Source organism: Ensifer sp. ENS03 (assembly GCF_014852035.1).
GTDB lineage: Bacteria > Pseudomonadota > Alphaproteobacteria > Rhizobiales > Rhizobiaceae > Ensifer > Ensifer adhaerens.
Map to the genome: position 1 here is coordinate 338,614 of NZ_JACVAV010000007.1, position 23,535 is coordinate 362,148.

Consider the following 23,535-nt stretch of genomic DNA (forward strand, 5'->3'; position numbering starts at 1 on the left):
TGCGCGCCTGAAGCTTCCTCTTTGCGTCATCCCAACGCAGGGGCTTCGAACCGACGCGCGACGCTGCGACCAAACAGAAGGCAGGTTCGCTCAAATGGCAGGCATAGAACACAGGCAGGTGGACGGTGACGAGGCGGGCATGCGCCTGGATCGCTGGTTCAAGGTGCATTTTCCGGGACTGGGCTTCGGCCCGCTGCAGAAGCTTTTGCGCTCCGGCCAGATCCGCGTCGACGGTGCCCGCGCCAAATCCGACACGCGGATCCAGCTCGGCCAGACGATCCGCATTCCGCCGCTCGGAGTCGATCCCAAGGAAACCAAGACCGGGCCGATCGCCGGACGCGACCTCAGGAACTCACCCGACGGCGAACTGCTGTCGCGCATGGTGCTGCACGAGGACGCCAAGGTTATCGTGCTCAACAAGCCTGCCGGCCTTGCCGTTCAGGGCGGCTCGGGCGTCAACCGACATATCGACAAGATGCTTGAAGCCTGGACCAACCAGAAGGGCGAAAAGCCGCGTCTCGTCCACCGGCTCGACCGCGACACGTCAGGCGTCCTGGTGATTGCCCGCACCCGGGGTGCAGCGCAGAAGCTGACCGCCGCCTTCCGCGAGCGCGACACCAAAAAGACCTACTGGGCGCTGGTCAAGGGCGTGCCGCGCAAGCGCGAAGACCGCATCTCCACCTGGCTCGTCAAGGAGCAGACGCCGGATGGCGACCGTATGCGCATCGCCAAACACGGCGAAGACGGTGCCGACCACGCCATCTCCTACTACCGTATTCGCGAACAGGCCGCACAGAACCTCGCCTGGCTGGAGATGGAGCCCTATACCGGCCGCACCCATCAGCTTCGCGTCCATGCACTGCACATTGGACACCCGATCCTCGGCGACCCCAAATATTTCGACGCCGACATCAATTGGAGCCTGCCCGGCGGCATGCAGAACCGTCTGCATCTGCACGCGCGCCATATCGATATTCCTCACCCGGACGGTGGCCGCCTGCGCGTGACCGCACCGCTGCCACCGCACATGGTCCAGAGCTGGAACCTGCTGGGCTTCGAAGAGAACGAGCCTGGCGAGGACGACTGATGAAACTGGCGCTTTTTGATTGTGACGGTACGCTGGTCGATAGCGGAGGCCTGATCCATGAAGTGATGGCGCGCACCTTCGAGGCCTTCGATCTCGAGCGCCCGCCCCTCTCGGCAACCAAGAGCATTATCGGCTTGACCCTCGACATTGCCATCGCGCGCCTGCTCGGCCGCGAACATGTCGACGATCAGGCGCTGGCGATGACGGCGCACTACAAGTCGATCTTCGCCGGCGTTCGCGCAGAGGCAGGCTTCCAGGAGCTTCTATTTCCGGGTATCGCCGACATGATGCAGACGCTGTCGTCACGCGACGCACTGTTGATCGGGGCCGTAACCGGCAAGTCGCGTCGCGGCCTGACGCATATTTCCGAGACTCACGGCTTCGACCGGATATTTTTCGTGTCCCGCACCGCCGACGACTGCCCCTCCAAGCCGCATCCGGCCATGGTGACGGAATGCTGCTTTGAAGCCGGCATCGATGCGAAGGATACGGTCGTGATCGGCGACGCGATCTACGACATGCAGATGGCCAAGGCCGCTGGAGCATCCGCCATCGGCGTCGCCTGGGGCTATGCTTCCGTTCCCGACCTCATCGAGGCGGGCGCGGATTTCGTTGCCCGGACGCCGGCCGACATCATTGAATGGATGGAACACAATCATGTCTGATATTCGCGACGAACTCAGCGGTGCGATGAGCCACGAGGATCCGGTCCGCCGCGCGCAAATCCAGATGCTGAAGCCACTGCCGAAGCGCTTCTACAAGGACGTCAGCGTGGCCGCGGCCGATGGCGATACGCACGCGGTGCTGCTCGACGGCCGCACCGTGCGCACGCCGGCCAAGCAGCCGCTTGCCGTGCCGACGCGCAAGCTCGCCGACATGCTCGCCGCCGAATGGGATGCGCAGGCAGAGGTCATCGATCCCGGCAAGATGCCGATCACGCGAATTGTCAATACCGCACTTGACGGCGTCGCCAAGGACCAGCGCTCGGTCTTCGACGATATCCTGCGTTTCGCCGGAACGGACATGCTCTGCTATCGCGCCGATAGCCCGGAGGGCCTCGTCGCCCGCCAGAACGAAATCTGGAACCCGGTGATCGAGTGGGCCCAGCAGGCACTCGGCGCCCGTTTCATCCTCGCTGAAGGCGTGATCCACCAGGAGCAGCCGGAGGAAGCGCTTTCCGCCTATGCCGAAGGCCTGCGCGCCTTCGCAACCCCGCTCGGCCTCACCTGCGTCCACACGGTGACGAGCCTGACCGGCTCTGCGTTGCTGGCGCTCGCCTTCGCTTCCGGCCGGATATCCGCCGAAGAAGCCTGGACGGCCGCCCATGTCGACGAGGACTGGCAGATCGAACATTGGGGAACCGACGAGGAGGCCTTCCGCCGCCGCGAGAACCGCTGGCAGGAAATGCAGGCGGTCGCCACGGTTCTTGACGCCCTGCGCTGACGACACCGGATACCACGGAATGCGAAGCGGGCTGCGTGTCTTCCGACGCGCAGCCCGCTTTCTTTTTGCTTCAATATGTCGCCGTCAGAGCGGCTCTGTTCGCGCTAACGTAACGGAAGCCAATAGCCGCAGCGTTAAGCGGCCAGCTTCAGGCCGGCGATACCGCTGACGATGAGCGCGATGCAGCCAAGGCGAACGAAGGTTGCCGGTTCGGCAAACAGGAAAATGCCGAGGATCACGGTGCCGACGGTGCCGATGCCGGTCCAGACAGCGTAAGCCGTACCGAGCGGCAGGGTCCGCACGGCGAGACCGAGCAACGCGATGCTGAGGATCATCGAACCGACGGTCAGGATCGTCGGTGTCACCCGCGTAAAACCATCCGTGTATTTGAGACCAATTGCCCAGCCGATTTCAAGAATACCGGCAAGCAGAAGAAGGAACCAGGCCATGTCAAACTCCCAAAGTTTGGAGCGAGGCCGTCCCCGCGGATGTTCGGTATCGCCTTTGCGAACCGTGCAGCCGTCTGCAACGCGGGTTCTATCTCACACTCCAGTTTCGCCGGCAAGGCGGTCAAGGGCAAATCAGCCCTGCGTCCGCGGCAAAGCTAAACCATTTCACGCTGTCGTTGAAACCATGGAAACGTGCGAGGCGCTGAGGGTCTGCAAGTCTGCCCCCTACGGTGCGTTGCGCTCCCGACGGAGTTTCGCCCACCATTCCAGCCGCTTGCGGATCTCGCGCTCGAAACCGCGCTCCGGCGGATCATAGAAGGTTCTGCGCCCCATCTTCTCGGGGAAATAGTCCTGGCCGGAAAAAGCATCCGGCTCGTCATGGTCGTAGCGGTAGCCGTCGCCGTAGCCCTCACCCTTCATCAGTTTCGTCGGGGCGTTGAGGATATGTTTCGGCGGCAGCAGCGAGCCGTTTTCCTTCGCCGCCCGCATCGCTGCCTTGTAGGCGGTATAGACGCCGTTCGATTTCGGCGCGGTAGCGAGATAGACGCAGGCTTCGGCAAGCGCCAGTTCGCCCTCGGGCGAGCCGAGATAGTCATAGGCGTCCTTGGCGGCGTTGCAGATCACCAGGGCCTGCGGGTCGGCAAGGCCGATATCCTCGACCGCCATGCGCACCAAGCGCCGCCCGAGATAAAGCGGATCCTCGCCGGCATCGAACATGCGGCAGAGATAGTAGAGTGCGGCATCCGGATCAGAGCCACGCACCGACTTGTGCAAGGCCGAGATCAGATTGTAGTGGCCGTCCTGGCCCTTGTCATAGACCGGCGCCCGGCGCTGGACGATGTTCTGGAGTGCTGCCGCATCGAAGATCTCGTCGCGCCGCGCCGCGCGCCAGACTTCTTCCGCCAGCGTCAGCGCAGCGCGACCGTCGCCGTCGGCCATACGGATGAGGCTGGCGCGCGCATCCGCATCGAGCGGCAGTTTCTTGCCCTCAGTCTCTTCGGCGCGCGACAGCAGTTCCTCGATACTGTCTTCGCCATGCGGCTTGAAGGTCAGCACCCGGGCTCGGGACAGGAGAGCGGCGTTGAGTTCGAAGGATGGGTTTTCCGTCGTCGCGCCGACAAGGATGACGGTGCCGTCTTCCATCACCGGCAGGAAGCTGTCCTGCTGTGCCCGGTTGAAGCGATGAATCTCGTCGACGAAGAGCAGCGTCTGACGGCCGGACATGCGCCTTGCCCGCGCCGCCTCGAACACCTTCTTGAGATCAGCGACGCCGGAGAAGATCGCCGAGATCTGCTCGAAGGCGAGACCCGCCTCCCCCGAAAGCAGCCGCGCCACGGTCGTCTTGCCTGTTCCGGGCGGCCCCCAGAAGATCATCGACCCGAGCGAACCCGAAGCAATCATGCGCGACAGCACGCCGTCCTCACCGGTCAGGTGATCCTGACCGGTGACTTCGGCAAGCGTTCGCGGGCGAAGCCGGTCGGCAAGCGGTCTTGCCGACGCCATTTCCGGTGGCTCGTGGGCGGTGAACAGGTCGCTCATCGGAAGAACTGACGGATGAGCTGGCCGTCGCGCTCGATCTCGACACGCCAGAAGGAGGCATCGTCGGCCATTACCTGTTCCAGCGTCTTCGACGTGTCGATCGCCGTGCCGTTGACCGACCGCACGATGTCCTTCGGCTCGAGGCCGATGCGGGCGGCGGGCGAACCGCGGTTGACCTGCATGACGACGACGCCCTGCAGCGAGGTCGACATGCGCAGCTCGTCGGCAAGGCGCGGCGACAGGTTGGCAACGACTGCACCGGCGAAGGGGTTACGACCTTCGATCAGCCGTTCATCCCGTGGCGACGTTTCTGGAGCCCGGTCGAGCTTGATCGTCACTTCCCGCGGCTTGCCGTTTTCCGATACGGTGACGCGCGCCTCATGACCGATGCCGACCGTCGTCAGGCGATAACCGAGTGCGTCGGGATGTTCGACCTCAATGCCGTTGACGGCGGTGATCACCTGGCCGGGCTTGATACCGGCCTGTTCGGCTGGGCCACCGGCCACGACGGCGGTCACCAGCGCACCACGGGCGCGGCTGAGGCCCAGGGCTTCGGCCACTTCCGAAGTGACCGGCTCGAAGCTGGCGCCGATGAAGGGACGCACGAAGGCGCCGTTGCCACCTTCGGCCGACGCAACGAAGACCTTCACCAGATTGGCCGGGATGGCAAAGCCAACGCCGTTAGAACCGCCGCCCTTGGAGAAGATCGCGGTGTTGATGCCAATGAGCTGGCCGTTCATGTCGATAAGGCCACCGCCGGAATTGCCCGGGTTGATCGCCGCATCCGTCTGGATGAAGAAGCCGAAATCGCCCGAGGAGACCTGATTGCGCGCGAGCGCCGAGACGATGCCGCTCGTCACCGTCTGGCCGACGCCGAAGGGGTTGCCGATCGCAAGCACGAGGTCGCCGACCTCGACCGCATCGGAATCACCAAGCGGCACGATGTCGAAGGGACCGTCCGACTGGATCTTCAAAACAGCGAGGTCGAGCCGGTCGTCCTTGAGTACGATCTTGCAGGGAAACTCGCGGCCATCGGCCAGCGCCACCTTGATATCGTCGGCGCCCTCGATGACGTGATTATTGGTCACGACGATGCCGTTCTTGCCGACGATCACCCCGGAACCGAGCGAAGACTGCTTCTCCGAGCGGTTCGGCATGCGTTGGCCGAAGAACTCCTCGAAGAAGGGGTCACCGGAGAAAATCGAACGGCGCTCGACCACCCGTTCGGCATAGACGTTGACGACGGCATTTGCCGTCTGCTTGACGAGAGGCGCAAAGGAAAGCTGCATTTCGGTCCGCGATTGCGGAACGCTCTTGGCCTCTTGGGCCAATGCCGGACAGGCGAGAGAAACAGCGATGACGAGCAAAACAAGCGCTCTTCGACCTACGATCATGTAAAGCATTCTCCTATTCGTCGCGGCTACGTTCAGATAGGATTTCGCGGGAAAAAAGGCAAATGTTGGCGCAGGATATGCAAAGTTGCCAGCTTCACGCGCTACGCACGAAAACGTGGTTCGCAACCCCTTTCACGGTGATCGAAAGTCTGGTGAGTTCATAGAAGACAAGGCTCATAAATCACTTCGGAAAAGACCATGCCATCTTACCGCCCGCCGCGAATCGTTTCCTCCGAGATCACCCCGGAGGCCCTCTTTTTCAACCGCCGCACCTTCCTCGGGGCTGCTGCCGGCGGCGGCATGCTGCTTGCAGGCAGCGGCACGGGGCTGGCGGCCGCACTCGGCGCGCCCAAGAGCAAATACACTGTCGACGAAGACCTGACGCCGGAGGCCGACGTCACCAGCTACAACAATTTCTATGAGTTCGGGACCGGCAAGGGCGACCCAGCTGCCAATTCGAACAGCTTCAAGGCAACGCCCTGGACGGTGAAAGTCGATGGCCTCGTCGGCAAGCCGAAGGAATTCGGGTTCGAGGAACTGCTAGCGCTCCCGATCGAGGAACGCGTCTACCGCATGCGCTGTGTCGAGGCCTGGTCGATGGTGATCCCCTGGACCGGGTTTCAGCTCTCGGCCCTGCTCGACAAGGTAGAGCCGCTTGGCAGTGCGAAATATGTCTCTTTCGAAACCGTGGTGCGCCCGTCGGAAATGCCGGGACAATCCGGTTTCTTCCAGCCGCTTGCCTGGCCCTATCGCGAAGGGCTGAGGCTCGACGAGGCCCGTCACCCGCTGACGCTGCTGTCCGTCGGCGTCTACGGCAAGACGCTTCCCAATCAGAACGGCGCGCCGATCCGGCTGGTCACCCCCTGGAAATACGGTTTCAAGGGGATCAAGTCGATTGTGCGCATTTCGCTCACGGAAACCCAGCCACCGTCCACCTGGAACCTCTCGGCGCCGAACGAGTACGGCTTCTTTGCCAACGTCAATCCGGCGGTCGATCATCCACGCTGGAGCCAGGCAACGGAAAACCGCATCGGCGGTGGCGGCTTCTTCGGCTCCAACCGGCGCGACACCCTGTCCTTCAATGGCTATGCCGACGAGGTGGCCGGACTTTATGCCGGCATGGATCTCAGAGCGAACTATTGATCATGGCCCGCCTGCCCTCGCTCCCAAAACGCTACCATTCGGCCTCGGTCTGGGGGCTCTACGGCTTTGGTCTGCTGCCCGCCGCCTATGCATTCTATCTCGGCGCTACGGGCCAACTGCCCGGAAACCCGGTCAAGGAATTCGAACACCTGCTCGGCCTGTGGGCGCTGCGTTTCCTCGTCGCGACATTGGCGATCTCGCCGATTCGCGACCTATTCGGCATCAACTGGCTGCGCTATCGGCGGGCCTTGGGTTTGCTGGCGTTCTACTATGTGCTGATGCATTTCCTCGCCTACATGCTGCTCGATCAGCGGCTAAACTTTCCGAGCATACTGGCCGACATCGCCCGCCGCCCCTTCATCACCATCGGCATGGCCGCACTCGTTATGCTGATCCCGCTGGCGCTCACCTCCAACAACTGGTCGATCCGCAGGCTCGGTACGCGGTGGAACACGCTTCACCGCCTGGCCTATGTGATCGCCGCCGCCGGCGCCGTGCATTTTTCGATGTCGGTGAAGGTCATCGGCGCCGAACAGCTGCTTTATCTCGGGCTCGTCGCCGTACTGCTTGTCTGGCGGCTGGTGCGCAAGCCGTATCTGCGGCGCAAGCGACAGGCGGCCAATGTGCCGGTCAGAACCGCCGCCGGAAGCGCCTGAGGCCATCTTCGCCTCGCCAGGACATCGACCCTCGATCGCATTTCGACGAAACGGTGACAGAACGAGCACACCGTCAAACGCACGCTAAGCAACAGCCCCAAAAGAAAAAGCGGCCGGGTGACGAACACCCGGCCGCTTCAATTTTCTGCCTTCGATCGGCTTAGGCTGCTTCAGCAGCTTCGGCTTCTGCAGCAACGCGGGCGAGATCCTTCGCGCCCTTTGCCGAGACGTCGCGGTCAACGAATTCGATGACGGCGAGCGCGGCGTTGTCGCCGTGACGGAAGCCAGCCTTCATGATGCGCAGGTAGCCGCCGTTGCGGGTGGCGTAGCGCGATGCGATCGTGTCGAACAGCTTGGCAACGACAGCGGCGTCGCGGATCTGCGAGATCGCCTGGCGGCGAGCGTGCAGGTCACCGCGCTTGCCGAGCGTGACGAGCTTCTCGACGATCGGGCGGATTTCCTTGGCCTTCGGCAGGGTCGTAACGATCTGCTCGTGTTCGATCAGCGAAGCTGCCATGTTGGCAAACATCGCCTTGCGGTGGCTGGCGGTTCTATTCAGCTTGCGGCCGGCTTTACCGTGGCGCATGGCTATTCTCCTTCACTTGCAGGCATTCGCCCGCAGTCTAATGGTTAGTATTGGTCTTCGTAACGCTTGGCGAGATCTTCGATGTTCTCGGGCGGCCAGGACGGCACTTCCATGCCGAGGTGCAGGCCCATGGAAGCGAGAACTTCCTTGATTTCGTTCAGCGACTTGCGACCAAAATTCGGCGTGCGGAGCATTTCTGCTTCGGTCTTCTGAATGAGGTCGCCGATGTAGACGATGTTGTCGTTCTTCAGGCAGTTGGCCGAACGGACCGAAAGTTCCAGTTCGTCGACCTTCTTGAGAAGCGCCGGGTTGAAGGCGAGTTCGGTAACTGCCTCTTCCTCTGCTTCCTTCTGCGGCTCGTCGAAGTTGACGAACACCGACAGCTGGTCCTGAAGGATGCGGGCCGCAAATGCGATCGCATCTTCACCGGTGACGGAACCGTCCGTCTCGATGGACATCGTCAGCTTGTCATAGTCAAGAACCTGGCCTTCGCGGGTGTTTTCCACCTTGTAGGACACTTTCTTGACCGGCGAGTACAGGCTGTCGACCGGGATCAGGCCGATCGGAGCATCTTCCGAACGGTTGCGATCAGCCGGCACGTAACCCTTGCCGTTGTTGACGGTGAACTCCATGCGGATCTCAGCGCCCTCGTCGAGGGTGCAGATCACATGGTTCGGGTTGAGGATTTCGATATCGCCAACCGTCTGGATGTCACCGGCGGTTACAACGCCCGGACCCTGCTTACGCACGACCATGCGCTTTGCGTCGTCGCCATCCATCTTGATGGCGATTTCCTTGATGTTGAGCACGATGTCCGTCACATCTTCCCGGACGCCCGGGATAGAGGAGAACTCGTGCAGGACGCCGTCGATCTGCACTGCGGTGACAGCAGCACCGCGCAGCGACGACAGCAGCACGCGGCGAAGCGCGTTGCCGAGCGTCAGACCGAAGCCGCGTTCAAGCGGTTCCGCAACCAACGTTGCCTTGGTGCGGCCGGAGGAGACGAACTCCACCTTGTTCGGCTTGATCAGTTCCTGCCAATTCTTCTGGATCATGTTTTCTGCCTTCCGTTCGTTGCCACCATCCAATCGTGGCAACCGAGCCCCGAAGACCGGGAGCGCGCATCTGCGCCCTCACCGGCATGTTGAATGCATATGATCAGACGCGGCGCTTCTTGCGCGGGCGGCAGCCGTTGTGCGGGATCGGGGTCACATCGCGGATCGAGGTGATCATGAAGCCCGCAGCCTGCAGCGCGCGAAGAGCGGATTCACGGCCGGAACCCGGACCGCAAACTTCGACTTCCAGCGACTTCATGCCGTGTTCCTGAGCCTTCTTGGCGCAGTCTTCAGCGGCGATCTGCGCGGCAAACGGGGTCGACTTACGCGAACCCTTGAAACCCTTGGCACCGGCAGACGACCAGGCAATCGCGTTGCCCTGTGCGTCGGTGATGGTGATCATGGTGTTGTTGAACGACGAATTGACGTGCGCGACGCCAGACGTGATGTTCTTGCGTTCGCGACGGCGAACGCGGGTGGCTTCCTTGGCCATAGGATCCCTTTCTTAGATCTCTGCACCGCCGTAATTCCAGCGGCTCCACCGGGAAAAGGATTTGACGTCCCCTGCCCTGCATCTTCATTTCCCGCAGGACGAGATATCGTCCGGCGAACATATCGCCCGGCCGGATCGGCCGAACAAAGGTCAGGCAAACGCCCTTCCAAACTGCAAAAGGAGGCCGGCGTTTGACACCAGCCTCCCAATCTCCCTTTTCGGGAAATTACTTCTTCTTACCGGCAATCGCCTTCGCCGGACCCTTGCGGGTGCGAGCGTTGGTGTGGGTGCGCTGACCGCGAACCGGCAGGCCACGACGGTGACGCAGGCCGCGGTAGCAGCCGAGGTCCATCAGGCGCTTGATGTTCATCGAGGTCTCGCGACGCAGGTCACCTTCGACCTGGTAGTCGCGGTCAATCGTTTCGCGGATCTGCAGGACTTCAGCGTCCGTCAGCTGATGCACGCGACGATCAGCCGGAATACCGACCTTCTCGATGATTTCCTGTGCGAATTTCGGGCCGATCCCGTGAATGTAGGTCAGCGCAATAACTACGCGCTTTGCCGTCGGGATGTTGACGCCAGCGATACGTGCCACGTCTATTCTCCTTGCGTTCCAGTTGCCATCCGGCAATAGGTGCTTCGTTACGCGACCTCGAAGAGCCGCACGTTGATTGAGGTTCGAGACACGTCAAAAACGACCGTACCCGGACTTCATTTTCTTTGAAGACCGCGCCGACCGCTCTCATGTCGCGAGTTGGCGCTGTCTTTGGCGGAATCGGCCGGAAAAGTCAACTCCCCGGCAGTTCCTTTTCGGCAAAGACCAGTGTCTAAGCCAGAATCTTCTCGATCTCGGCGGTGACGGTGTTCACTTCCGCCATGCCATCAACCGTTCTGAGCTGCCCCGTTCCGGCGTAGTGCTCCGAGAGCGGCGCCGTCTTTTCACGGTACTCGGTCAGCCGGCGCTTGAAGGCTTCCGGATTGTCGTCCGAACGGACGGTTCCGCCGGCTGCGATGGTTTCCGCTACGCGATTCTCCATCCGCTTTACAAGGGCTGCCTCGTCGACCTTGAGCTCGATTACGGCATCGAGCTTCAGACCCTTGCCCTCGAGCATCTTGCCGAGCGCAATCGCCTGCGGAACCGTGCGCGGGTAACCGTCAAGGATGAACCCCTTCGCGCAGTCCGGCTGGTCGATGCGATCCGACACGATTTCGTTGACGATCTCATCGGATACCAGCTGACCGGCATCCATGACCGCCTTCGCACGCTTGCCGACCTCGGTCGCCTGGGCGACGGCCGCCCGCAGCATATCTCCTGTGGAAAGCTGCGGAATGCCGTATCTCTCCGTCAGAAGCTTGGCCTGTGTCCCCTTGCCAGCGCCCGGCGGTCCCAAAAAAATCAGTCTCATCGTCCCCTCTTTCCTCCGCGCAGCTTCGACTTCTTGATCAGCCCCTCATATTGCTGTGCGATGAGGTGGCCCTGGATCTGTGCTACCGTATCAAGGGTGACGCTGACAACAATCAAAAGCGACGTACCACCAAGGTAGAACGGCACGCCGGTCTGAGCGATCAGAACTTCCGGCAGAATGCAGACGAAGATCAGATAGGCCGCACCGATCACGGTGATGCGCGTCAGGACATAATCGATATATTCCGCGGTACGCTCGCCCGGACGAATGCCCGGAATGAAGCCGCCGTGCTTCTTCAGATTGTCAGCCGTATCCTTCGGATTGAACACGATCGCGGTGTAGAAGAAGGCGAAGAACGCGATCATCGCACCGTAAAGCACCATGTAGAGCGGCTTGCCGTGCGCAAGTGCGCCAACCACGGTGGTCGCCCAACCCGGCAGCGTCGCCGTATTGGCAAAGCCTGCGAGCGTTGCCGGCAGAAGCAGCAGCGACGAGGCGAAGATCGCCGGGATGACGCCCGCGGTGTTGAGCTTCAGCGGCAGGTGCGAGGTGTCGCCCTGGAACATGCGGTTGCCGACCTGGCGCTTCGGATACTGGATCAGAAGCCGCCGCTGCGCACGTTCGACGAACACGATGAGCGCGATGACGCCGACGACCATGACGATGATCGCGAGGATCAGCGGGGTGGACAGAGCGCCGGTGCGGCCGAGTTCGAGCGTGCCGGCGAGAGCCGTCGGCAGATGTGCGACGATACCGGCGAAAATGATCAGCGAGATGCCGTTGCCGATGCCGCGCGAGGTGATCTGTTCACCGAGCCACATCAGGAACATGGTGCCGCCAAGCAGAGAAATGACGGTCGAAACACGGAAGAACCAACCCGGATCGTTGACGAGGCCGTTGCCGCTCTCGAGACCGACGGCGATGGCGTAAGCCTGCGCCGTGCCGAGAAGCACCGTGCCGTAACGGGTGTACTGGTTGATGATCTTGCGGCCCTGCTCGCCTTCCTTTTTCAGCTGTTCCAGTGCCGGAACGACAGAGGTCATCAGCTGAACGATAATCGAAGCAGAGATATAGGGCATGATGCCGAGCGCGAAGATCGCCATGCGCTCAACTGCACCGCCCGAAAACATGTTGAAGAGGCCGAGGATACCGCCGCTCTGGCCGCGGAATGCCTGGGCAAACGCTTCCGGGTTAAGACCGGGCAGCGGGATATAGGTGCCAAGACGGTAAACCAGAAGCGCACCAAGCGTGAACCAGAGCCGTTTCTTCAGATCTTCCGCCTTGGCGAAAGTCGAGAAATTCAGGTTCGAGGCGAGCTGTTCCGCTGCAGAAGCCATGCAATTCTCCGCGTACCAAATCTCGGAATCAGCGGGAACACCCGGTCCGTTCCGGAAGGACTAACTTTTCGTCTTGAAAACCGGACGCGAGGCGATTGTGTCTGCAATCGGATGCCTCACCGTGGTTTCCGCTATGTCCGCCGCGGCGAGCGATTCGCGCTTGCGGACGTGAGGCTCACATATGGGAGCAAAACCGCCCGGAGTGAAGCACCCCGGGCGGTTCATCAATAATATTATTCAGCAGCCGCAGCGAGCAGCTTGATCGAGCCGCCAGCCTTTTCGATCTTCTCGATCGCCGACTTGGACGCACCGGCAACTTCGAGCGAAACCTTCGCCTTCAGTTCGCCGTCGGCCAGAACGCGGACGCCGTCCTTTTCGCGACGGATGACGCCGGCAGCCTTGAGGGCAGCTGCGTCAACGGTCTTGGAAGCATCGAGCTTCTTGGCGTCGATTGCCGTCTGGATACGGCCGAGCGACACGACAACAAACTCCGAAGCGAAGATGTTGTTGAAGCCGCGCTTCGGCAGACGACGGTAGATCGGCATCTGGCCGCCTTCGAAGCCGTTGATGGCGACGCCCGAACGAGCCTTCTGACCCTTCACACCGCGACCGGCGGTCTTGCCGGAGCCCGAGCCGATACCACGGCCAAGACGCTTACGGCTGTGGGTCGAGCCTTCGTTGTCCTTGATTTCATTCAGTTTCATGAGCTTATCCCCCTCACTTCTCGTCGACGACGCGAACGAGGTGCTGGACAGTCCGGATCATGCCGCGGACAGACGGAGTGTCTTCCAGCGTGCGAACCCGGTGCATCTTGTTGAGGCCCAGACCGATCAGCGTCTGACGCTGTACGGCCGGACGGCGAATGGGGCTACCGATCTGCTCGACGGTAACGGTCTTCGCTGCGACTTCTTTCTTAGCCATCTGTCAGCTCCCTTATTCTTCGGAAGCAGCGCCGGAGGAAACACGACGAGCCTGGAGCGTGGCGTACTTCATGCCGCGCTGAGCTGCGATGTCCTTCGGGTGCATCTGGTTCTTGAGGGCGTCGAACGTTGCGCGAACCATGTTGTAGGGGTTCGACGAACCGGTCGACTTGGCAACGACGTCATGAACGCCGAGCGTTTCGAAGACCGCGCGCATCGGGCCACCAGCGATGATACCGGTACCGGCCTTGGCCGAACGCAGCAGCACCTTGCCGGCGCCATGACGGCCGTGAACGTCGTGATGCAGGGTACGACCACCACGCAGCGGGACGAAAATCAGGTCGCGCTTTGCGGCTTCGGTTGCCTTGCGGATGGCTTCCGGCACTTCGCGTGCCTTGCCATGACCGAAGCCAACGCGGCCCTTCTGGTCGCCAACGACGACGAGAGCGGCGAAACCGAAACGACGACCGCCCTTCACCACCTTGGCGACGCGGTTAATTGCTACGAGCTTATCGACAAATTCGCTGTCGCGCTCTTCGCGGTTCTGGCGATCTTCGCGAGAACCCTTTCTTTCCTGTGCCATTGTCCTTTTCCTTTTTCTTTTCCGGGTGCAATCGGCAGATTGACAAAAGTCGCCCCCGTCCGATGGATCGGATGCGACCGGAAACCTATGAGAGTGCCAGGCAGGCGCAACGCCCGCCTGGCGACCGATCAGAAGTTCAGACCACCTTCACGGGCAGCATCGGCCAAAGCCTTGATGCGGCCGTGATAGATGAAGGCGCCACGATCAAAGACAACGTCCTTGACGCCAGCCTTAGCGGCACGCTCAGCGATGAGCTTGCCGACGGCAGCAGCAGCTGCCGTGTCAGCGCCCGTCTTCAACGACGAACGCAGATCGGTATCGAGCGTGGAGGCAGACGCAAGCGTCTTGCCGGCCACGTCGTCGATAACCTGTACGTAGATGTTCTTCGACGAGCGATGAACCGACAGGCGCGGACGGCCATTGGCGACCGCCTTGATTTGACGGCGCACGCGGTTGGCGCGACGCACAAGAGTATCTTTCCTGCTAGCCATTTCGCGTGATCCTTACTTCTTCTTGCCTTCTTTGCGGACAATCCGCTCTTCGGCATACTTGACGCCCTTGCCCTTGTAGGGCTCGGGGCCGCGGTATTCGCGGATTTCCGCGGCAACCTGGCCGACCTGCTGCTTGTTGATGCCGGACACGATGATTTCGGTCGGCTTCGGAACAGCAATCGTGATGCCTTCCGGGGTCTGGTAGACGACGTCGTGGCTGAAGCCGAGCGCCAGCTGCAGGTTCTTGCCCTGCAGCGACGCACGATAACCAACGCCGTTGATTTCGAGCTTGCGCTCGTAACCGTCCTTGACGCCCTTGAAGATGTTCTCGATCATCGTGCGGGACATGCCCCACTTCGAACGAGCATCCTTGCTCTGGCTGAGCGGCTGTACAACAACCGCATTTTCTTCGAGCTTTACCGATACTTCGTCGTTTGCAACAAAGAACAGTTCGCCCTTCGGGCCCTTCGCCGTTACCTTCTGGCCATCAACGCTTGCCGTGACGCCTGCCGGAACCTGAACGGGCTTCTTACCGATACGAGACATTTTTATACCTGTCTGTTCGCTATGGAGAACTTGCTACCGTCTTCGATTAGAAGACGGAGCAAAGGATCTCGCCACCAACATTCTGTTCGCGTGCCTGATGATCGGCCATCACGCCCTTCGGGGTCGAAAGGATGGTGATGCCGAGGCCGTTCGCGACCTGCGGAATGGACTTAACCGAGACATAAACTCGGCGGCCCGGCTTGGAGACGCGTCCGATCTCACGGATCACGGAAGCGCCTTCGTAGTACTTCAGTTCGATGTTCAGCTCGGCCTTGCCGTTGCCGAATACGACTTCGGAGTAACCACGGATGTAGCCTTCAGCCTGAAGAACATCCAGAACACGTGCACGGAGCTTCGAAGCCGGCGTGGAAACGCTCGACTTGCGGCGAGCCGCGCCGTTACGGATACGGGTGAGCATATCGCCCAGCGGATCAGTCATTGCCATGTGCCCGTCTCCTTACCAGCTCGACTTGACAATACCCGGCACCTTGCCGAGGTTGCCCAGTTCGCGAAGCGCAATACGCGACATACGAAGTTTACGATAGAAGGCGCGCGGACGGCCGGTAACTTCGCAACGGTTGCGGATGCGGGTCTTGGATCCATCGCGCGGCAGGCCTGCCAGCTTGATGGTTGCCTTGAACCGCTCTTCAATCGGCAGAGACTGGTTCATGATGGTCGCCTTCAGAGCGGCACGCTTTGCAGCCTGCGAGGCAACCAGTTTGCGGCGGCGCTTGTTCTTTTCAACTGCGCTCGTTTTCGCCATTACAGTTATCCTTCTTTACGCTTGTCGTTACGGATTACTGACGGAACGGGAAGTTGAACTCTGTGAGCAGAGCGCGAGCTTCGTCGTCGTTAGTAGCCGTCGTGCAAACGATGATGTCCATGCCCCACATCTGATCAACCTTGTCGTAGTTGATCTCAGGGAACACAATGTGTTCCTTGACGCCCATGGCGAAGTTGCCACGTCCGTCAAAGGACTTCGGATTGAGGCCACGGAAGTCGCGAACGCGCGGAAGCGCAATGTTCACGAGGCGATCCAGGAACTCAAACATCCGAACGCCGCGCAGGGTAACCTTGGCACCGATCGGCATACCTTCGCGAAGCTTGAAGCCTGCGATGGAGTTGCGAGCGCGGGTGATTACCGGCTTCTGACCAGCAATCGCTGCGAGGTCGGCTGCAGCAACGGTCGGCTTCTTGGAGTCGCCCGTCGATTCGCCAACGCCCATGTTGATGACGATCTTGTCGAGGCGCGGGATCTGCATTTCGTTGGCGTAGGAGAACTTCTCCTGCATAGCCGCACGAATACGCTCGACATATTCCTTCTTGAGCCGCGGCTCGTAAGCGGACTTAGCCATCGATCACTACTCCCGAACGCTTGGCCACGCGGACCTTCTTGTCGCCATCGATCTTGAAACCGACGCGGGTCGGCTTGCCGTCCTTCGGATCGGCAATCGCGATGTTCGAAAGATGGATCGAGGCTTCCTTGTTGATGATGCCGGCTTCCTGGCTCTGGGTCTGGCGCTGGTGACGCTTCACCATGTTTACGCCACGCACGACAGCCCGGTCTTCCTTCGGCATTACCTGTACGACTTCGCCGGTACGACCCTTGTCCTTACCGGTGAGAACGACGACTTTGTCGCCTTTGCGAATCTTTTGCATCTCTCAACGCTCCCTTAGAGTACTTCTGGAGCCAGCGAGATGATCTTCATGTGGTTCTTGGCGCGAAGTTCGCGCGGAACCGGTCCGAAGATACGAGTGCCGATCGGCTCTTTCTTGTTATCGATAAGAACGGCTGCGTTGGTGTCAAAGCGGATGACAGAGCCATCCGGACGGCGGATGTCCTTCGCAGTGCGAACGACAACAGCCTTCATGACATCACCCTTCTTTACGCGGCCGCGCGGAATGGCTTCCTTGATCGAAACGACAATGATGTCGCCGACCGACGCATACTTGCGCTTGGAGCCGCCCAGCACCTTGATGCACATGACACGACGTGCGCCGGAATTATCCGCCACGTCGAGGTTTGTTTGCATCTGAATCATGTCAGGTCGCCTTCTTGTTGTTACCAGGCCGGTTGGGTCGAAACCCCCTCGCCCGGCTTATAGTGCTCATCTCAAAGCAAAAGAACGCCCGGAATCGAGCGTTCCCCTGCTTCAATTGCGTGCTTCATACAGGTATTTTCCCAAGACGCAAGGGTCTTGGCGTCAAAACCTGCTGAAATCAAGCGTGGGCGGCGACTACCGTCCAGCGCTTATCCTTCGAGATCGGCGCACATTCCTCGATGGAAACGACGTCACCAACCTTGTACTGGTTGTTTTCGTCATGCGCCTTGTACTTCTTGGAGCGACGGACGGTCTTCTGGAGGATCGGATGCGCAAAGCGGCGCTCGACCCGTACGACGACGGTCTTGTCGTTCTTGTCGCTGACAACAGTGCCCTGCAGAATGCGTTTCGGCATATTTTCTGGTCCTTAGGCCTTGGCTTCTGCCGCCTTCTGGCGGGCAATGGTTTTGACGCGTGCGATGTCCTTGCGGACTTCGTTGATACGCGAAGACTTCTCGAGCTGGCCGGTTGCCTTCTGGAAGCGCAGGTTGAACTGCTCCTTCTTCAGCTTGGCGAGCTCTTCGTTGAGTTGATCGGCGCTCAGGGCGCGAACATCTACGGCTTTCATGAGTTCACTCCTTACTCTGCGATACGCTGCACGAAGCGCGTCTTGACAGAGAGCTTGGCAGCGCCAAGACGAAGTGCCTCACGGGCAAGTTCTTCGCTGACACCATCGATCTCAAACATCATTCGGCCGGGCTTGACCTTGCATGCCCAGTATTCGACCGAACCCTTACCCTTACCCATGCGGACTTCCGTCGGCTTGGCGGTGACCGGAACGTCAGGGAACACACGGATCCAGACGCGGCCGGCGCGCTTCATGTGACGCGTGATCGCGCGGCGGGCCGCTTCGATCTCGCGTGCATTCACGCGGTTGGGTTCCTGAGCCTTAAGGCCGAATTCGCCGAAAGCGAGATCAGATCCGCCCTTGGCTACGCCCTTGATGCGGCCCTTGAACTGCTTGCGATACTTCGTACGCTTTGGCTGCAACATTTTTTTACTTCTCCGATATTGGCTGCCAAACGCGAATGTTACGCGTTTTCACGACGGCGGTCACGATCGCCACGGTCGCGATCACGGCCTGCCGGGCCCTGGTTGTCACTTTCGATCGCGCGACGCTCCGAAGCCATCGGATCGTGCTCAAGGATTTCGCCCTTGAAGATCCAGACCTTGATGCCGCAGATACCGAAAGCGGTTTCCGCTTCAGCCGTGCCGTAGTCGATGTCCGCACGCAGCGTGTGCAGCGGAACGCGACCTTCGCGGTACCATTCGGTACGAGCGATTTCGGCGCCACCGAGGCGGCCGGCGCAGGTGATCTTGATGCCTTCGGCGCCAAGACGCATGGCCGACTGAACAGCGCGCTTCATCGCACGGCGGAAAGCCACGCGGCGCTCGAGCTGCTGGGCAATCGACTGAGCGACGAGGGTCGCGTCGACCTCCGGCTTGCGCACTTCAACGATGTTGAGGTGCGTTTCGGAGCTGGTCATCTCGGAAAGCTTCTTGCGGAGCTTCTCGATGTCAGCGCCCTTCTTGCCGATGATCAGGCCCGGACGAGCGGAGTGGATCGTGACGCGGCACTTCTTGTGCGGACGCTCGATTACCACCTTGGCGATGCCGGCAGCCTTCAGTTCTTCCATCAGGTAAGCGCGGATCTTCAGGTCTTCGTGAAGAAGCTGGCCGTACTCGGCGTTGTCCGCGAACCAGCGGCTGTCCCAGGTCCGGTTGATACCGAGACGGAAGCCGATCGGATTAATCTTCTGACCCATTATGCGGCCTCCCCTTTGGCTTCCACTTCACGGACGACGATCGTCAAGTGCGAGAACGGCTTTTCGACACGCGATGCACGGCCGCGACCACGAGCGTGGAAGCGCTTCATGACAATCGACTTGCCAACGTAAGCTTCTGCAACGACGAGCGAATCGACGTCGAGATCGTGGTTGTTCTCCGCGTTTGCGATGGCAGATTCAAGGGTCTTCTTGACCGTCTCTGCAATGCGCTTGCGGGAGAATTCCAGGTCGGCCAGAGCGCGATCGACCTTCTTGCCGCGGATCATCGCGGCAACCAGGTTGAGCTTCTGGGGGCTGACGCGGATCGTGCGCGCAACTGCCTGCGCCTCATTATCCTTCAGCCGGCGTTCGGCTTTTGCCTTGCCCATTGTTACTTCCTCTTTGCCTTCTTGTCCGCACCGTGACCGTAGTAGGTCCGGGTCGGAGAGAATTCACCAAACTTGTGGCCGACCATGTCTTCGTTGACGCTGACCGGAACGTGCTTGCTGCCGTTGTAGACGCCGAAGGTGAGACCGACAAACTGCGGAAGGATCGTGGAGCGACGGCTCCAGATCTTGATCACTTCGTTGCGACCGCCTTCGCGGACCTTCTCAGCCTTCTTGAGAAGATAACCGTCAACGAACGGACCTTTCCATACTGAACGAGTCATTCGAGACTTCCTCTCTTACTTCTTCTTCTGGTGGCGCGAGCGCATGATGAACTTGTCGGTCGACTTGTTCGAGCGCGTACGCTTACCCTTCGTGGGCTTGCCCCACGGGGTAACCGGGTGACGACCACCCGAGGTACGGCCTTCACCACCGCCGTGCGGGTGGTCAACCGGGTTCATGACGACACCGCGAACGTGCGGTTTCTTGCCACGCCAACGCGAACGACCAGCCTTACCGTCATTGATGTTGCCGTGGTCGGGGTTCGACACGGCGCCGATCGAGGCGAGGCAGGAACCATGCACCAGGCGCTGTTCACCAGAGTTCAGGCGAAGGATCGCCATGCCCTGGTCGCGGCCAACGAGCTGTGCGTAGGTACCGGCGGAGCGGGCCATCTGGCCGCCCTTGCCCGGCTTCATTTCCACGTTGTGGATGATGGAGCCGACCGGGATGTACTGCAGCGGCATCGTGTTGCCGGGCTTCACGTCAACGGCCTTTTCCGAAGCGATGACCTTGTCGCCAGCAGCAAGGCGCTGCGGAGCGAGGATGTAGGCCTTTTCGCCGTCGGCGTAGTTGACGAGCGCGATGAACGCGGTGCGGTTCGGGTCGTATTCCAGACGCTCGACCGTGCCTTCAACGTCGAACTTGCGACGCTTGAAGTCCACCAGACGATAGGTGCGCTTGTGACCGCCGCCCTGGAAGCGAACGGTGATGCGACCGAGGTTGTTGCGACCGCCCTTGGAGGACAGGCCCTCGGTCAGCGCCTTTACCGGCTTGCCCTTGTAGAGGCCGGACCGGTCAACGATGACCAGCTGGCGCTGGCTCGGGGTCGTCGGATTGAAACTTTTCAATGCCATTTTCTTGTTCCCTTTTGGGTTTTTACCCTAATGGGCCTATCCGTTAGAGACCGGTGGAGACGTCGATGGACTGACCGTCGGCGAGCGTAATGACCGCCTTCTTCACGTCCTTCTGCTTTCCGGCAAAGCCGCGGAAACGCTTCGTCTTGCCCTTGCGGACCAGCGTGTTCACGGCCGTAACCTTGACGCCGAACAGAGCTTCGACTGCAGCCTTGATTTCAGGCTTCGAAGCGTCCTTGGCGACGTTGAAGACGACCTGGTTCTGTTCGGAAACCAGCGTCGACTTTTCAGTGATCGAGGGGGACACGATCACGTCGTAGTGGCGAAGATCCGTCATTTGAACCGCTCCTCCAGAGCTTCCACGGCAGCCTTGGAAAGCACGAGCTTGCCACGGCGCAGAATGTCGTAAACGTTGATGCCCTGAACCGGCAGAACGTCCACGTTCGGGATGTTCTGGGCTGCGAGCTTGAAGTTGTTCTCGATCTCGGCGCCGCCGATGATGAGAGCGTTGGTGAGGCCGAGCGACGCGAATACGCCGGCGAGAGCCTTCGTCTTGGCTTCCTTGGCAACGAGATCGTCGATGACGATGATCTCTTCAGCCTTCAGCTTGGCCGAGAGTGCATGGCGCAGGCCGAGGGCGCGAACCTTCTTCGGCAGGTCATGGGCGTGGCTGCGGACAACCGGGCCATGAGCCTTGCCACCGCCGCGGAACTGCGGAGCACGAGCGGAGTGGTGGCGGGCGCGGCCCGTACCCTTCTGCTTGTACATCTTGGCGCCGGTGCGGGACACTTCAGCGCGGCCCTTGGCCTTGTGCGTGCCCTGCTGCTTCTTGGCGAGCTGCCAGCGAACGACGCGGGCAATGATGTCTTCACGGGGTTCGAGGCCGAAAATGGCGTCAGAAAGAGAAACCTTTCCTGCGTCCTTGCCCTCGAGGGTTTTGACGTTGAGATCCATTATTCGGCTCCCTTACTTCGATGCTTCGGCGCGCACAGCGGCCGGACGCGGAGCGCCTTCCGGGGTGCCCGACTTGATGGCGTCACGAACGACGATCCAGGCACCCTTGGAGCCGGGGACAGCGCCCTTGACCAGGATCAGACCGCGGTCTTCATCGGTCGATACGACTTCGAGGTTCTGAGTGGTGACGCGCGTCTGGCCCATGTGACCAGCCATGCGCTTGCCCTTCCAAACGCGGCCCGGGTCCTGGTTGGAACCGGTAGAACCATGCGAACGGTGCGATACGGAAACGCCGTGCGTTGCACGCAGACCGCCGAAGTTGTGGCGCTTGATGGCGCCGGCAAAGCCCTTACCGATCGTGGTACCGGTGACGTCGACGAGCTGACCGGCGACGAAATGGTTCGCCGTCAGTTCTGCACCGATGTCGATCAGGTTGTCCGCGGAAACGCGGAACTCGACGAGCTTCGCCTTCGGCTCGACGTTGGCAGCAGCAAAGTGGCCGCGCATCGCCTTCGGCGTGTTCTTGACCTTGGAGCGGCCAGCACCGAGCTGGACAGCAACGTAGCCGTTCTTTTCTTCCGTACGCTGGGCTACCACCTGGCAGCTTTCCAGCTTCAAAACTGTAACCGGGATATGCTCACCGGCGTCGTTATAGACGCGGGTCATTCCCACTTTCTGTGCAATCACACCTGAACGCATTGGTTCATTCCTCTTGAGAGTTAGTGACGGAGCAAGCCCCTTCACATCTCTGGTTTAAGGTTTCCTTGAGATCATCCGATCTTGAGGTCGCCCGTTTTTGGAAGCCGTTGGACCGAGGTCCACGTACCTTCCTTGTTTATTAAAGCTTGATTTCCACGTCGACGCCGGCAGCCAGGTCGAGCTTCATCAGCGCGTCAACGGTCTGCGGGGTCGGGTCTACGATATCGAGAAGGCGCTTGTGGGTGCGCATTTCGAACTGTTCACGGCTCTTCTTGTCGACGTGCGGCGAGCGGTTGACCGTAAACTTTTCAATGCGCGTCGGCAGCGGTACGGGACCGCGCACGCTTGCACCGGTACGCTTTGCAGTCGACACGATTTCGCGCGTCGAGGCGTCGAGGATCCGGTGATCAAACGCCTTGAGGCGGATGCGGATGTTCTGGCCGTTCATACGACTTATCCTTGTTCAGGTTACTTGCGGTTTCCGTGGAAAAACACGCAGTGAACTTCGTTTAATTTCGGCCAGTCCGCTAACTTTTCAAAGATCGGAGGGACAGGGTTTCCCCTGCCCCTTCCTATTTGAGCGGCCGTGGCCGGCCTGTCTTTCTGTGAGCGCACAACGTCGAAGCACCGTGCAAATCACGCGTGGGCGCCATTTGCACTATTTCGTCGTCTTCGGCAAGCCGTGCGACCAACTAAATCTTTCGGGGCGGGTATGTCCAAGGCGCATAGCACATGCGCCTTGTGTCTTCCCGCCCTCAGTCTCGTCGATTACTCGACGATCGATGCAACGATGCCTGCGCCGACGGTACGGCCGCCTTCGCGGATTGCGAAGCGCAGCTTTTCTTCCATCGCGATCGGAACGATCAGCTCAACGGCAACGGTGACGTTGTCGCCCGGCATAACCATTTCCGTGCCTTCCGGCAGCGTCACGATGCCCGTCACGTCCGTCGTGCGGAAGTAGAACTGCGGACGGTAGTTGGTGAAGAACGGCGTATGACGGCCGCCTTCTTCCTTCGTCAGGATGTAGGCTTCAGCCATGAACTTCTTGTGCGGCTTGACCGAACCCGGCTTGCACAGGATCTGGCCACGCTCGACGCCGTCACGGTTAACACCACGGATCAGCGCGCCGATGTTGTCGCCGGCCTGGCCCTGGTCGAGCAGCTTGCGGAACATTTCAACGCCCGTAACCGTCGTCTTCGACGTGTCGCGGATGCCGACGATTTCGACTTCTTCGCCGACCTTGACGATGCCGCGCTCAACGCGACCGGTCACAACCGTACCACGGCCCGAGATCGAGAACACGTCTTCGATCGGCATCAGGAACGGCTGGTCGATCGGACGCTCAGGCGTCGGGATGTAGGCGT

Annotated in this window: 36 protein-coding genes; 5 read left to right on the top strand and 31 right to left on the bottom strand. The window is 60.5% G+C overall.

All coding sequences use genetic code 11. The annotated features are described in order from the left end of the window. The first annotated feature begins 94 nt into the window (after positions 1-94). The 3 genes from IB263_RS23860 to IB263_RS23870 are packed head-to-tail and all read left to right on the top strand — an operon-like array spanning position 95 to position 2,530. Positions 95-1,087: an RluA family pseudouridine synthase gene (locus IB263_RS23860; RefSeq protein WP_192439114.1), complete on the top strand. Its 993-nt coding sequence runs from the start codon at positions 95-97 to the stop codon at positions 1,085-1,087. After that, the gene (locus IB263_RS23865; RefSeq protein WP_034795628.1) at positions 1,087-1,752 is read left to right on the top strand and encodes an HAD-IA family hydrolase; all 666 of its coding nucleotides are present in this window, start codon (positions 1,087-1,089) and stop codon (positions 1,750-1,752) included. The genes IB263_RS23860 and IB263_RS23865 overlap by 1 nt, the downstream gene beginning before the upstream one ends. Beyond that, positions 1,745-2,530: an ATP12 family chaperone protein gene (locus IB263_RS23870; protein WP_034795626.1), complete on the top strand. Its 786-nt coding sequence runs from the start codon at positions 1,745-1,747 to the stop codon at positions 2,528-2,530. Before IB263_RS23865 ends, IB263_RS23870 begins: the two co-directional genes overlap by 8 nt. Before the next feature lie 134 nt (positions 2,531-2,664). Here IB263_RS23870 and sugE read toward each other — a convergent pair whose 3' ends face one another. From sugE to IB263_RS23885, 3 genes are all read right to left on the bottom strand, one after another. Continuing rightward, the gene (gene sugE / locus IB263_RS23875) at positions 2,665-2,979 is read right to left on the bottom strand and encodes a quaternary ammonium compound efflux SMR transporter SugE (protein WP_034795623.1); all 315 of its coding nucleotides are present in this window, start codon (positions 2,977-2,979) and stop codon (positions 2,665-2,667) included. A 225-nt stretch (positions 2,980-3,204) separates the two neighbouring features. Further along, a complete protein-coding gene (locus tag IB263_RS23880; protein ID WP_112771317.1) occupies positions 3,205-4,518 on the bottom strand; it encodes a replication-associated recombination protein A in 1,314 nt (437 codons plus the stop codon). Beyond that, on the bottom strand, positions 4,515-5,912 hold the full coding sequence (locus IB263_RS23885; RefSeq protein ID WP_112771316.1) for a DegQ family serine endoprotease: 1,398 nt from the start codon (positions 5,910-5,912) through the stop codon (positions 4,515-4,517). The genes IB263_RS23880 and IB263_RS23885 overlap by 4 nt, the downstream gene beginning before the upstream one ends. Positions 5,913-6,110: 198 nt before the next feature. On the opposite strand from IB263_RS23885, the gene msrP reads away from it, so the two are divergent. Both msrP and msrQ read left to right on the top strand, forming a co-directional pair. Then, the gene (msrP, locus tag IB263_RS23890; protein ID WP_192439115.1) at positions 6,111-7,055 is read left to right on the top strand and encodes a protein-methionine-sulfoxide reductase catalytic subunit MsrP; all 945 of its coding nucleotides are present in this window, start codon (positions 6,111-6,113) and stop codon (positions 7,053-7,055) included. A gap of 2 nt (positions 7,056-7,057) precedes the next feature. After that, on the top strand, positions 7,058-7,711 hold the full coding sequence (gene msrQ / locus IB263_RS23895) for a protein-methionine-sulfoxide reductase heme-binding subunit MsrQ (RefSeq protein ID WP_060520934.1): 654 nt from the start codon (positions 7,058-7,060) through the stop codon (positions 7,709-7,711). Between the two features lie 160 nt (positions 7,712-7,871). Here the strand turns inward: msrQ and rplQ are convergent, their stop codons facing one another. From rplQ to IB263_RS24035, 28 genes are all read right to left on the bottom strand, one after another. Then, entirely contained in the window at positions 7,872-8,297 is a 426-nt protein-coding gene (rplQ, locus tag IB263_RS23900; protein ID WP_034795595.1) for a 50S ribosomal protein L17, read from the bottom strand. Positions 8,298-8,341: 44 nt separating this feature from the next. Further along, positions 8,342-9,352 carry a DNA-directed RNA polymerase subunit alpha gene (locus tag IB263_RS23905; protein ID WP_034795592.1) on the bottom strand — a complete coding sequence of 337 codons (1,011 nt, stop codon included), beginning with the start codon at positions 9,350-9,352 and terminating at the stop codon, positions 8,342-8,344. Between the two features lie 103 nt (positions 9,353-9,455). Continuing rightward, positions 9,456-9,845 carry a 30S ribosomal protein S11 gene (gene rpsK, locus IB263_RS23910; protein WP_003536496.1) on the bottom strand — a complete coding sequence of 130 codons (390 nt, stop codon included), beginning with the start codon at positions 9,843-9,845 and terminating at the stop codon, positions 9,456-9,458. 226 nt (positions 9,846-10,071) lie between these two features. Beyond that, the gene (gene rpsM, locus IB263_RS23915) at positions 10,072-10,440 is read right to left on the bottom strand and encodes a 30S ribosomal protein S13 (protein ID WP_034795586.1); all 369 of its coding nucleotides are present in this window, start codon (positions 10,438-10,440) and stop codon (positions 10,072-10,074) included. Positions 10,441-10,672: 232 nt separating this feature from the next. Then, on the bottom strand, positions 10,673-11,251 hold the full coding sequence (locus tag IB263_RS23920) for an adenylate kinase (protein ID WP_034795582.1): 579 nt from the start codon (positions 11,249-11,251) through the stop codon (positions 10,673-10,675). Further along, the gene (gene secY, locus IB263_RS23925; protein WP_034795578.1) at positions 11,248-12,588 is read right to left on the bottom strand and encodes a preprotein translocase subunit SecY; all 1,341 of its coding nucleotides are present in this window, start codon (positions 12,586-12,588) and stop codon (positions 11,248-11,250) included. The genes IB263_RS23920 and secY overlap by 4 nt, the downstream gene beginning before the upstream one ends. A gap of 233 nt (positions 12,589-12,821) precedes the next feature. Further along, positions 12,822-13,292: a 50S ribosomal protein L15 gene (gene rplO, locus IB263_RS23930; protein ID WP_034795576.1), complete on the bottom strand. Its 471-nt coding sequence runs from the start codon at positions 13,290-13,292 to the stop codon at positions 12,822-12,824. A 13-nt stretch (positions 13,293-13,305) separates the two neighbouring features. Beyond that, positions 13,306-13,509, bottom strand: coding sequence for a 50S ribosomal protein L30 (gene rpmD / locus IB263_RS23935; protein WP_043623384.1), 204 nt, complete (start codon positions 13,507-13,509; stop codon positions 13,306-13,308). A gap of 12 nt (positions 13,510-13,521) precedes the next feature. Next, positions 13,522-14,091 carry a 30S ribosomal protein S5 gene (gene rpsE, locus IB263_RS23940; RefSeq protein ID WP_034795569.1) on the bottom strand — a complete coding sequence of 190 codons (570 nt, stop codon included), beginning with the start codon at positions 14,089-14,091 and terminating at the stop codon, positions 13,522-13,524. Positions 14,092-14,219: 128 nt separating this feature from the next. Further along, complete coding sequence (rplR, locus tag IB263_RS23945; RefSeq protein WP_034795567.1) at positions 14,220-14,582, bottom strand: 50S ribosomal protein L18; 363 nt, start codon at positions 14,580-14,582, stop codon at positions 14,220-14,222. A 12-nt stretch (positions 14,583-14,594) separates the two neighbouring features. Next, positions 14,595-15,128, bottom strand: a complete 534-nt coding sequence (gene rplF, locus IB263_RS23950; protein ID WP_034795564.1) for a 50S ribosomal protein L6 — start codon at positions 15,126-15,128, stop codon at positions 14,595-14,597. 46 nt (positions 15,129-15,174) lie between these two features. After that, entirely contained in the window at positions 15,175-15,573 is a 399-nt protein-coding gene (gene rpsH / locus IB263_RS23955) for a 30S ribosomal protein S8 (protein ID WP_025426677.1), read from the bottom strand. Positions 15,574-15,585: 12 nt separating this feature from the next. Next, a complete protein-coding gene (gene rpsN, locus IB263_RS23960; protein WP_034795562.1) occupies positions 15,586-15,891 on the bottom strand; it encodes a 30S ribosomal protein S14 in 306 nt (101 codons plus the stop codon). Between the two features lie 34 nt (positions 15,892-15,925). Continuing rightward, positions 15,926-16,483 (bottom strand): 50S ribosomal protein L5, encoded by a 558-nt coding sequence (gene rplE, locus IB263_RS23965; protein ID WP_034795552.1) that lies wholly within the window; start codon positions 16,481-16,483, stop codon positions 15,926-15,928. After that, positions 16,476-16,787 carry a 50S ribosomal protein L24 gene (gene rplX, locus IB263_RS23970; protein WP_025426674.1) on the bottom strand — a complete coding sequence of 104 codons (312 nt, stop codon included), beginning with the start codon at positions 16,785-16,787 and terminating at the stop codon, positions 16,476-16,478. Before rplX ends, rplE begins: the two co-directional genes overlap by 8 nt. Positions 16,788-16,801: 14 nt before the next feature. Continuing rightward, positions 16,802-17,170, bottom strand: coding sequence for a 50S ribosomal protein L14 (rplN, locus tag IB263_RS23975; protein WP_034795548.1), 369 nt, complete (start codon positions 17,168-17,170; stop codon positions 16,802-16,804). A gap of 178 nt (positions 17,171-17,348) precedes the next feature. Further along, the gene (gene rpsQ, locus IB263_RS23980) at positions 17,349-17,585 is read right to left on the bottom strand and encodes a 30S ribosomal protein S17 (protein ID WP_034795546.1); all 237 of its coding nucleotides are present in this window, start codon (positions 17,583-17,585) and stop codon (positions 17,349-17,351) included. Positions 17,586-17,597: 12 nt separating this feature from the next. After that, positions 17,598-17,798 carry a 50S ribosomal protein L29 gene (gene rpmC / locus IB263_RS23985; RefSeq protein ID WP_034795543.1) on the bottom strand — a complete coding sequence of 67 codons (201 nt, stop codon included), beginning with the start codon at positions 17,796-17,798 and terminating at the stop codon, positions 17,598-17,600. 11 nt (positions 17,799-17,809) lie between these two features. Next, positions 17,810-18,223 (bottom strand): 50S ribosomal protein L16, encoded by a 414-nt coding sequence (gene rplP / locus IB263_RS23990; RefSeq protein WP_011975175.1) that lies wholly within the window; start codon positions 18,221-18,223, stop codon positions 17,810-17,812. Between the two features lie 38 nt (positions 18,224-18,261). Further along, a complete protein-coding gene (rpsC, locus tag IB263_RS23995) occupies positions 18,262-18,996 on the bottom strand; it encodes a 30S ribosomal protein S3 (RefSeq protein ID WP_034795537.1) in 735 nt (244 codons plus the stop codon). Then, positions 18,996-19,385: a 50S ribosomal protein L22 gene (gene rplV, locus IB263_RS24000; protein ID WP_192439116.1), complete on the bottom strand. Its 390-nt coding sequence runs from the start codon at positions 19,383-19,385 to the stop codon at positions 18,996-18,998. The genes rpsC and rplV overlap by 1 nt, the downstream gene beginning before the upstream one ends. A 2-nt stretch (positions 19,386-19,387) precedes the next feature. Beyond that, entirely contained in the window at positions 19,388-19,666 is a 279-nt protein-coding gene (rpsS, locus tag IB263_RS24005) for a 30S ribosomal protein S19 (RefSeq protein WP_018239488.1), read from the bottom strand. Between the two features lie 15 nt (positions 19,667-19,681). Next, on the bottom strand, positions 19,682-20,518 hold the full coding sequence (rplB, locus tag IB263_RS24010; RefSeq protein WP_034795526.1) for a 50S ribosomal protein L2: 837 nt from the start codon (positions 20,516-20,518) through the stop codon (positions 19,682-19,684). A gap of 43 nt (positions 20,519-20,561) precedes the next feature. Beyond that, entirely contained in the window at positions 20,562-20,855 is a 294-nt protein-coding gene (locus IB263_RS24015; protein WP_034795524.1) for a 50S ribosomal protein L23, read from the bottom strand. Continuing rightward, positions 20,852-21,472 (bottom strand): 50S ribosomal protein L4, encoded by a 621-nt coding sequence (rplD, locus tag IB263_RS24020; RefSeq protein WP_034795521.1) that lies wholly within the window; start codon positions 21,470-21,472, stop codon positions 20,852-20,854. The genes IB263_RS24015 and rplD overlap by 4 nt, the downstream gene beginning before the upstream one ends. A 12-nt stretch (positions 21,473-21,484) precedes the next feature. Beyond that, positions 21,485-22,171 carry a 50S ribosomal protein L3 gene (gene rplC / locus IB263_RS24025; RefSeq protein WP_034795518.1) on the bottom strand — a complete coding sequence of 229 codons (687 nt, stop codon included), beginning with the start codon at positions 22,169-22,171 and terminating at the stop codon, positions 21,485-21,487. A gap of 139 nt (positions 22,172-22,310) precedes the next feature. Continuing rightward, on the bottom strand, positions 22,311-22,619 hold the full coding sequence (rpsJ, locus tag IB263_RS24030; RefSeq protein ID WP_003507767.1) for a 30S ribosomal protein S10: 309 nt from the start codon (positions 22,617-22,619) through the stop codon (positions 22,311-22,313). A 320-nt stretch (positions 22,620-22,939) separates the two neighbouring features. Further along, the coding region (locus tag IB263_RS24035; protein ID WP_246811070.1) for an EF-Tu/IF-2/RF-3 family GTPase at positions 22,940-23,535 on the bottom strand (596 nt) is incomplete at its 5' end.

What these genes read in the sequence shown, in the direction of transcription:
- rplX (WP_025426674.1), bottom strand. Translation starts at nt 16,787, where the DNA reads ATGCAAAAGATTCGCAAAGGCGACAAAGTCGTCGTTCTCACCGGTAAG.
- rpsN (WP_034795562.1), bottom strand. Translation starts at nt 15,891, where the DNA reads ATGGCGAAAACGAGCGCAGTTGAAAAGAACAAGCGCCGCCGCAAACTG.
- rpsS (WP_018239488.1), bottom strand. Translation starts at nt 19,666, where the DNA reads ATGACTCGTTCAGTATGGAAAGGTCCGTTCGTTGACGGTTATCTTCTC.
- rpsQ (WP_034795546.1), bottom strand. Translation starts at nt 17,585, where the DNA reads ATGCCGAAACGCATTCTGCAGGGCACTGTTGTCAGCGACAAGAACGAC.
- rplD (WP_034795521.1), bottom strand. Translation starts at nt 21,472, where the DNA reads ATGGATCTCAACGTCAAAACCCTCGAGGGCAAGGACGCAGGAAAGGTT.
- secY (WP_034795578.1), bottom strand. Translation starts at nt 12,588, where the DNA reads ATGGCTTCTGCAGCGGAACAGCTCGCCTCGAACCTGAATTTCTCGACT.
- rpsC (WP_034795537.1), bottom strand. Translation starts at nt 18,996, where the DNA reads ATGGGTCAGAAGATTAATCCGATCGGCTTCCGTCTCGGTATCAACCGG.
- rplF (WP_034795564.1), bottom strand. Translation starts at nt 15,128, where the DNA reads ATGTCTCGTATCGGTAAGAAGCCCGTTCAGGTTCCGGCAGGCGTCACG.
- rpmC (WP_034795543.1), bottom strand. Translation starts at nt 17,798, where the DNA reads ATGAAAGCCGTAGATGTTCGCGCCCTGAGCGCCGATCAACTCAACGAA.
- rplC (WP_034795518.1), bottom strand. Translation starts at nt 22,171, where the DNA reads ATGCGTTCAGGTGTGATTGCACAGAAAGTGGGAATGACCCGCGTCTAT.
- rpsE (WP_034795569.1), bottom strand. Translation starts at nt 14,091, where the DNA reads ATGGCACAGGAAAGAAAGGGTTCTCGCGAAGATCGCCAGAACCGCGAA.
- rplV (WP_192439116.1), bottom strand. Translation starts at nt 19,385, where the DNA reads ATGGGCAAGGCAAAAGCCGAACGCCGGCTGAAGGATAATGAGGCGCAG.
- rplQ (WP_034795595.1), bottom strand. Translation starts at nt 8,297, where the DNA reads ATGCGCCACGGTAAAGCCGGCCGCAAGCTGAATAGAACCGCCAGCCAC.
- rplP (WP_011975175.1), bottom strand. Translation starts at nt 18,223, where the DNA reads ATGTTGCAGCCAAAGCGTACGAAGTATCGCAAGCAGTTCAAGGGCCGC.
- rplR (WP_034795567.1), bottom strand. Translation starts at nt 14,582, where the DNA reads ATGGCTAGCAGGAAAGATACTCTTGTGCGTCGCGCCAACCGCGTGCGC.
- msrP (WP_192439115.1), top strand. Translation starts at nt 6,111, where the DNA reads ATGCCATCTTACCGCCCGCCGCGAATCGTTTCCTCCGAGATCACCCCG.
- IB263_RS23870 (WP_034795626.1), top strand. Translation starts at nt 1,745, where the DNA reads ATGTCTGATATTCGCGACGAACTCAGCGGTGCGATGAGCCACGAGGAT.
- rpsK (WP_003536496.1), bottom strand. Translation starts at nt 9,845, where the DNA reads ATGGCCAAGGAAGCCACCCGCGTTCGCCGTCGCGAACGCAAGAACATC.
- rpmD (WP_043623384.1), bottom strand. Translation starts at nt 13,509, where the DNA reads ATGGCTAAGAAAGAAGTCGCAGCGAAGACCGTTACCGTCGAGCAGATC.
- msrQ (WP_060520934.1), top strand. Translation starts at nt 7,058, where the DNA reads ATGGCCCGCCTGCCCTCGCTCCCAAAACGCTACCATTCGGCCTCGGTC.
- rpsH (WP_025426677.1), bottom strand. Translation starts at nt 15,573, where the DNA reads ATGGCAATGACTGATCCGCTGGGCGATATGCTCACCCGTATCCGTAAC.
- rplO (WP_034795576.1), bottom strand. Translation starts at nt 13,292, where the DNA reads ATGAAACTGAATGAAATCAAGGACAACGAAGGCTCGACCCACAGCCGT.
- rplE (WP_034795552.1), bottom strand. Translation starts at nt 16,483, where the DNA reads ATGGCTAAGTCCGCTTACGAGCCGCGGCTCAAGAAGGAATATGTCGAG.
- rplB (WP_034795526.1), bottom strand. Translation starts at nt 20,518, where the DNA reads ATGGCATTGAAAAGTTTCAATCCGACGACCCCGAGCCAGCGCCAGCTG.
- rpsJ (WP_003507767.1), bottom strand. Translation starts at nt 22,619, where the DNA reads ATGAACGGCCAGAACATCCGCATCCGCCTCAAGGCGTTTGATCACCGG.
- sugE (WP_034795623.1), bottom strand. Translation starts at nt 2,979, where the DNA reads ATGGCCTGGTTCCTTCTTCTGCTTGCCGGTATTCTTGAAATCGGCTGG.
- IB263_RS23880 (WP_112771317.1), bottom strand. Translation starts at nt 4,518, where the DNA reads ATGAGCGACCTGTTCACCGCCCACGAGCCACCGGAAATGGCGTCGGCA.
- IB263_RS24015 (WP_034795524.1), bottom strand. Translation starts at nt 20,855, where the DNA reads ATGACGGATCTTCGCCACTACGACGTGATCGTGTCCCCCTCGATCACT.
- IB263_RS23905 (WP_034795592.1), bottom strand. Translation starts at nt 9,352, where the DNA reads ATGATCCAGAAGAATTGGCAGGAACTGATCAAGCCGAACAAGGTGGAG.
- rplN (WP_034795548.1), bottom strand. Translation starts at nt 17,170, where the DNA reads ATGATTCAGATGCAAACAAACCTCGACGTGGCGGATAATTCCGGCGCA.
- IB263_RS23885 (WP_112771316.1), bottom strand. Translation starts at nt 5,912, where the DNA reads ATGATCGTAGGTCGAAGAGCGCTTGTTTTGCTCGTCATCGCTGTTTCT.
- IB263_RS23860 (WP_192439114.1), top strand. Translation starts at nt 95, where the DNA reads ATGGCAGGCATAGAACACAGGCAGGTGGACGGTGACGAGGCGGGCATG.
- IB263_RS23865 (WP_034795628.1), top strand. Translation starts at nt 1,087, where the DNA reads ATGAAACTGGCGCTTTTTGATTGTGACGGTACGCTGGTCGATAGCGGA.
- IB263_RS23920 (WP_034795582.1), bottom strand. Translation starts at nt 11,251, where the DNA reads ATGAGACTGATTTTTTTGGGACCGCCGGGCGCTGGCAAGGGGACACAG.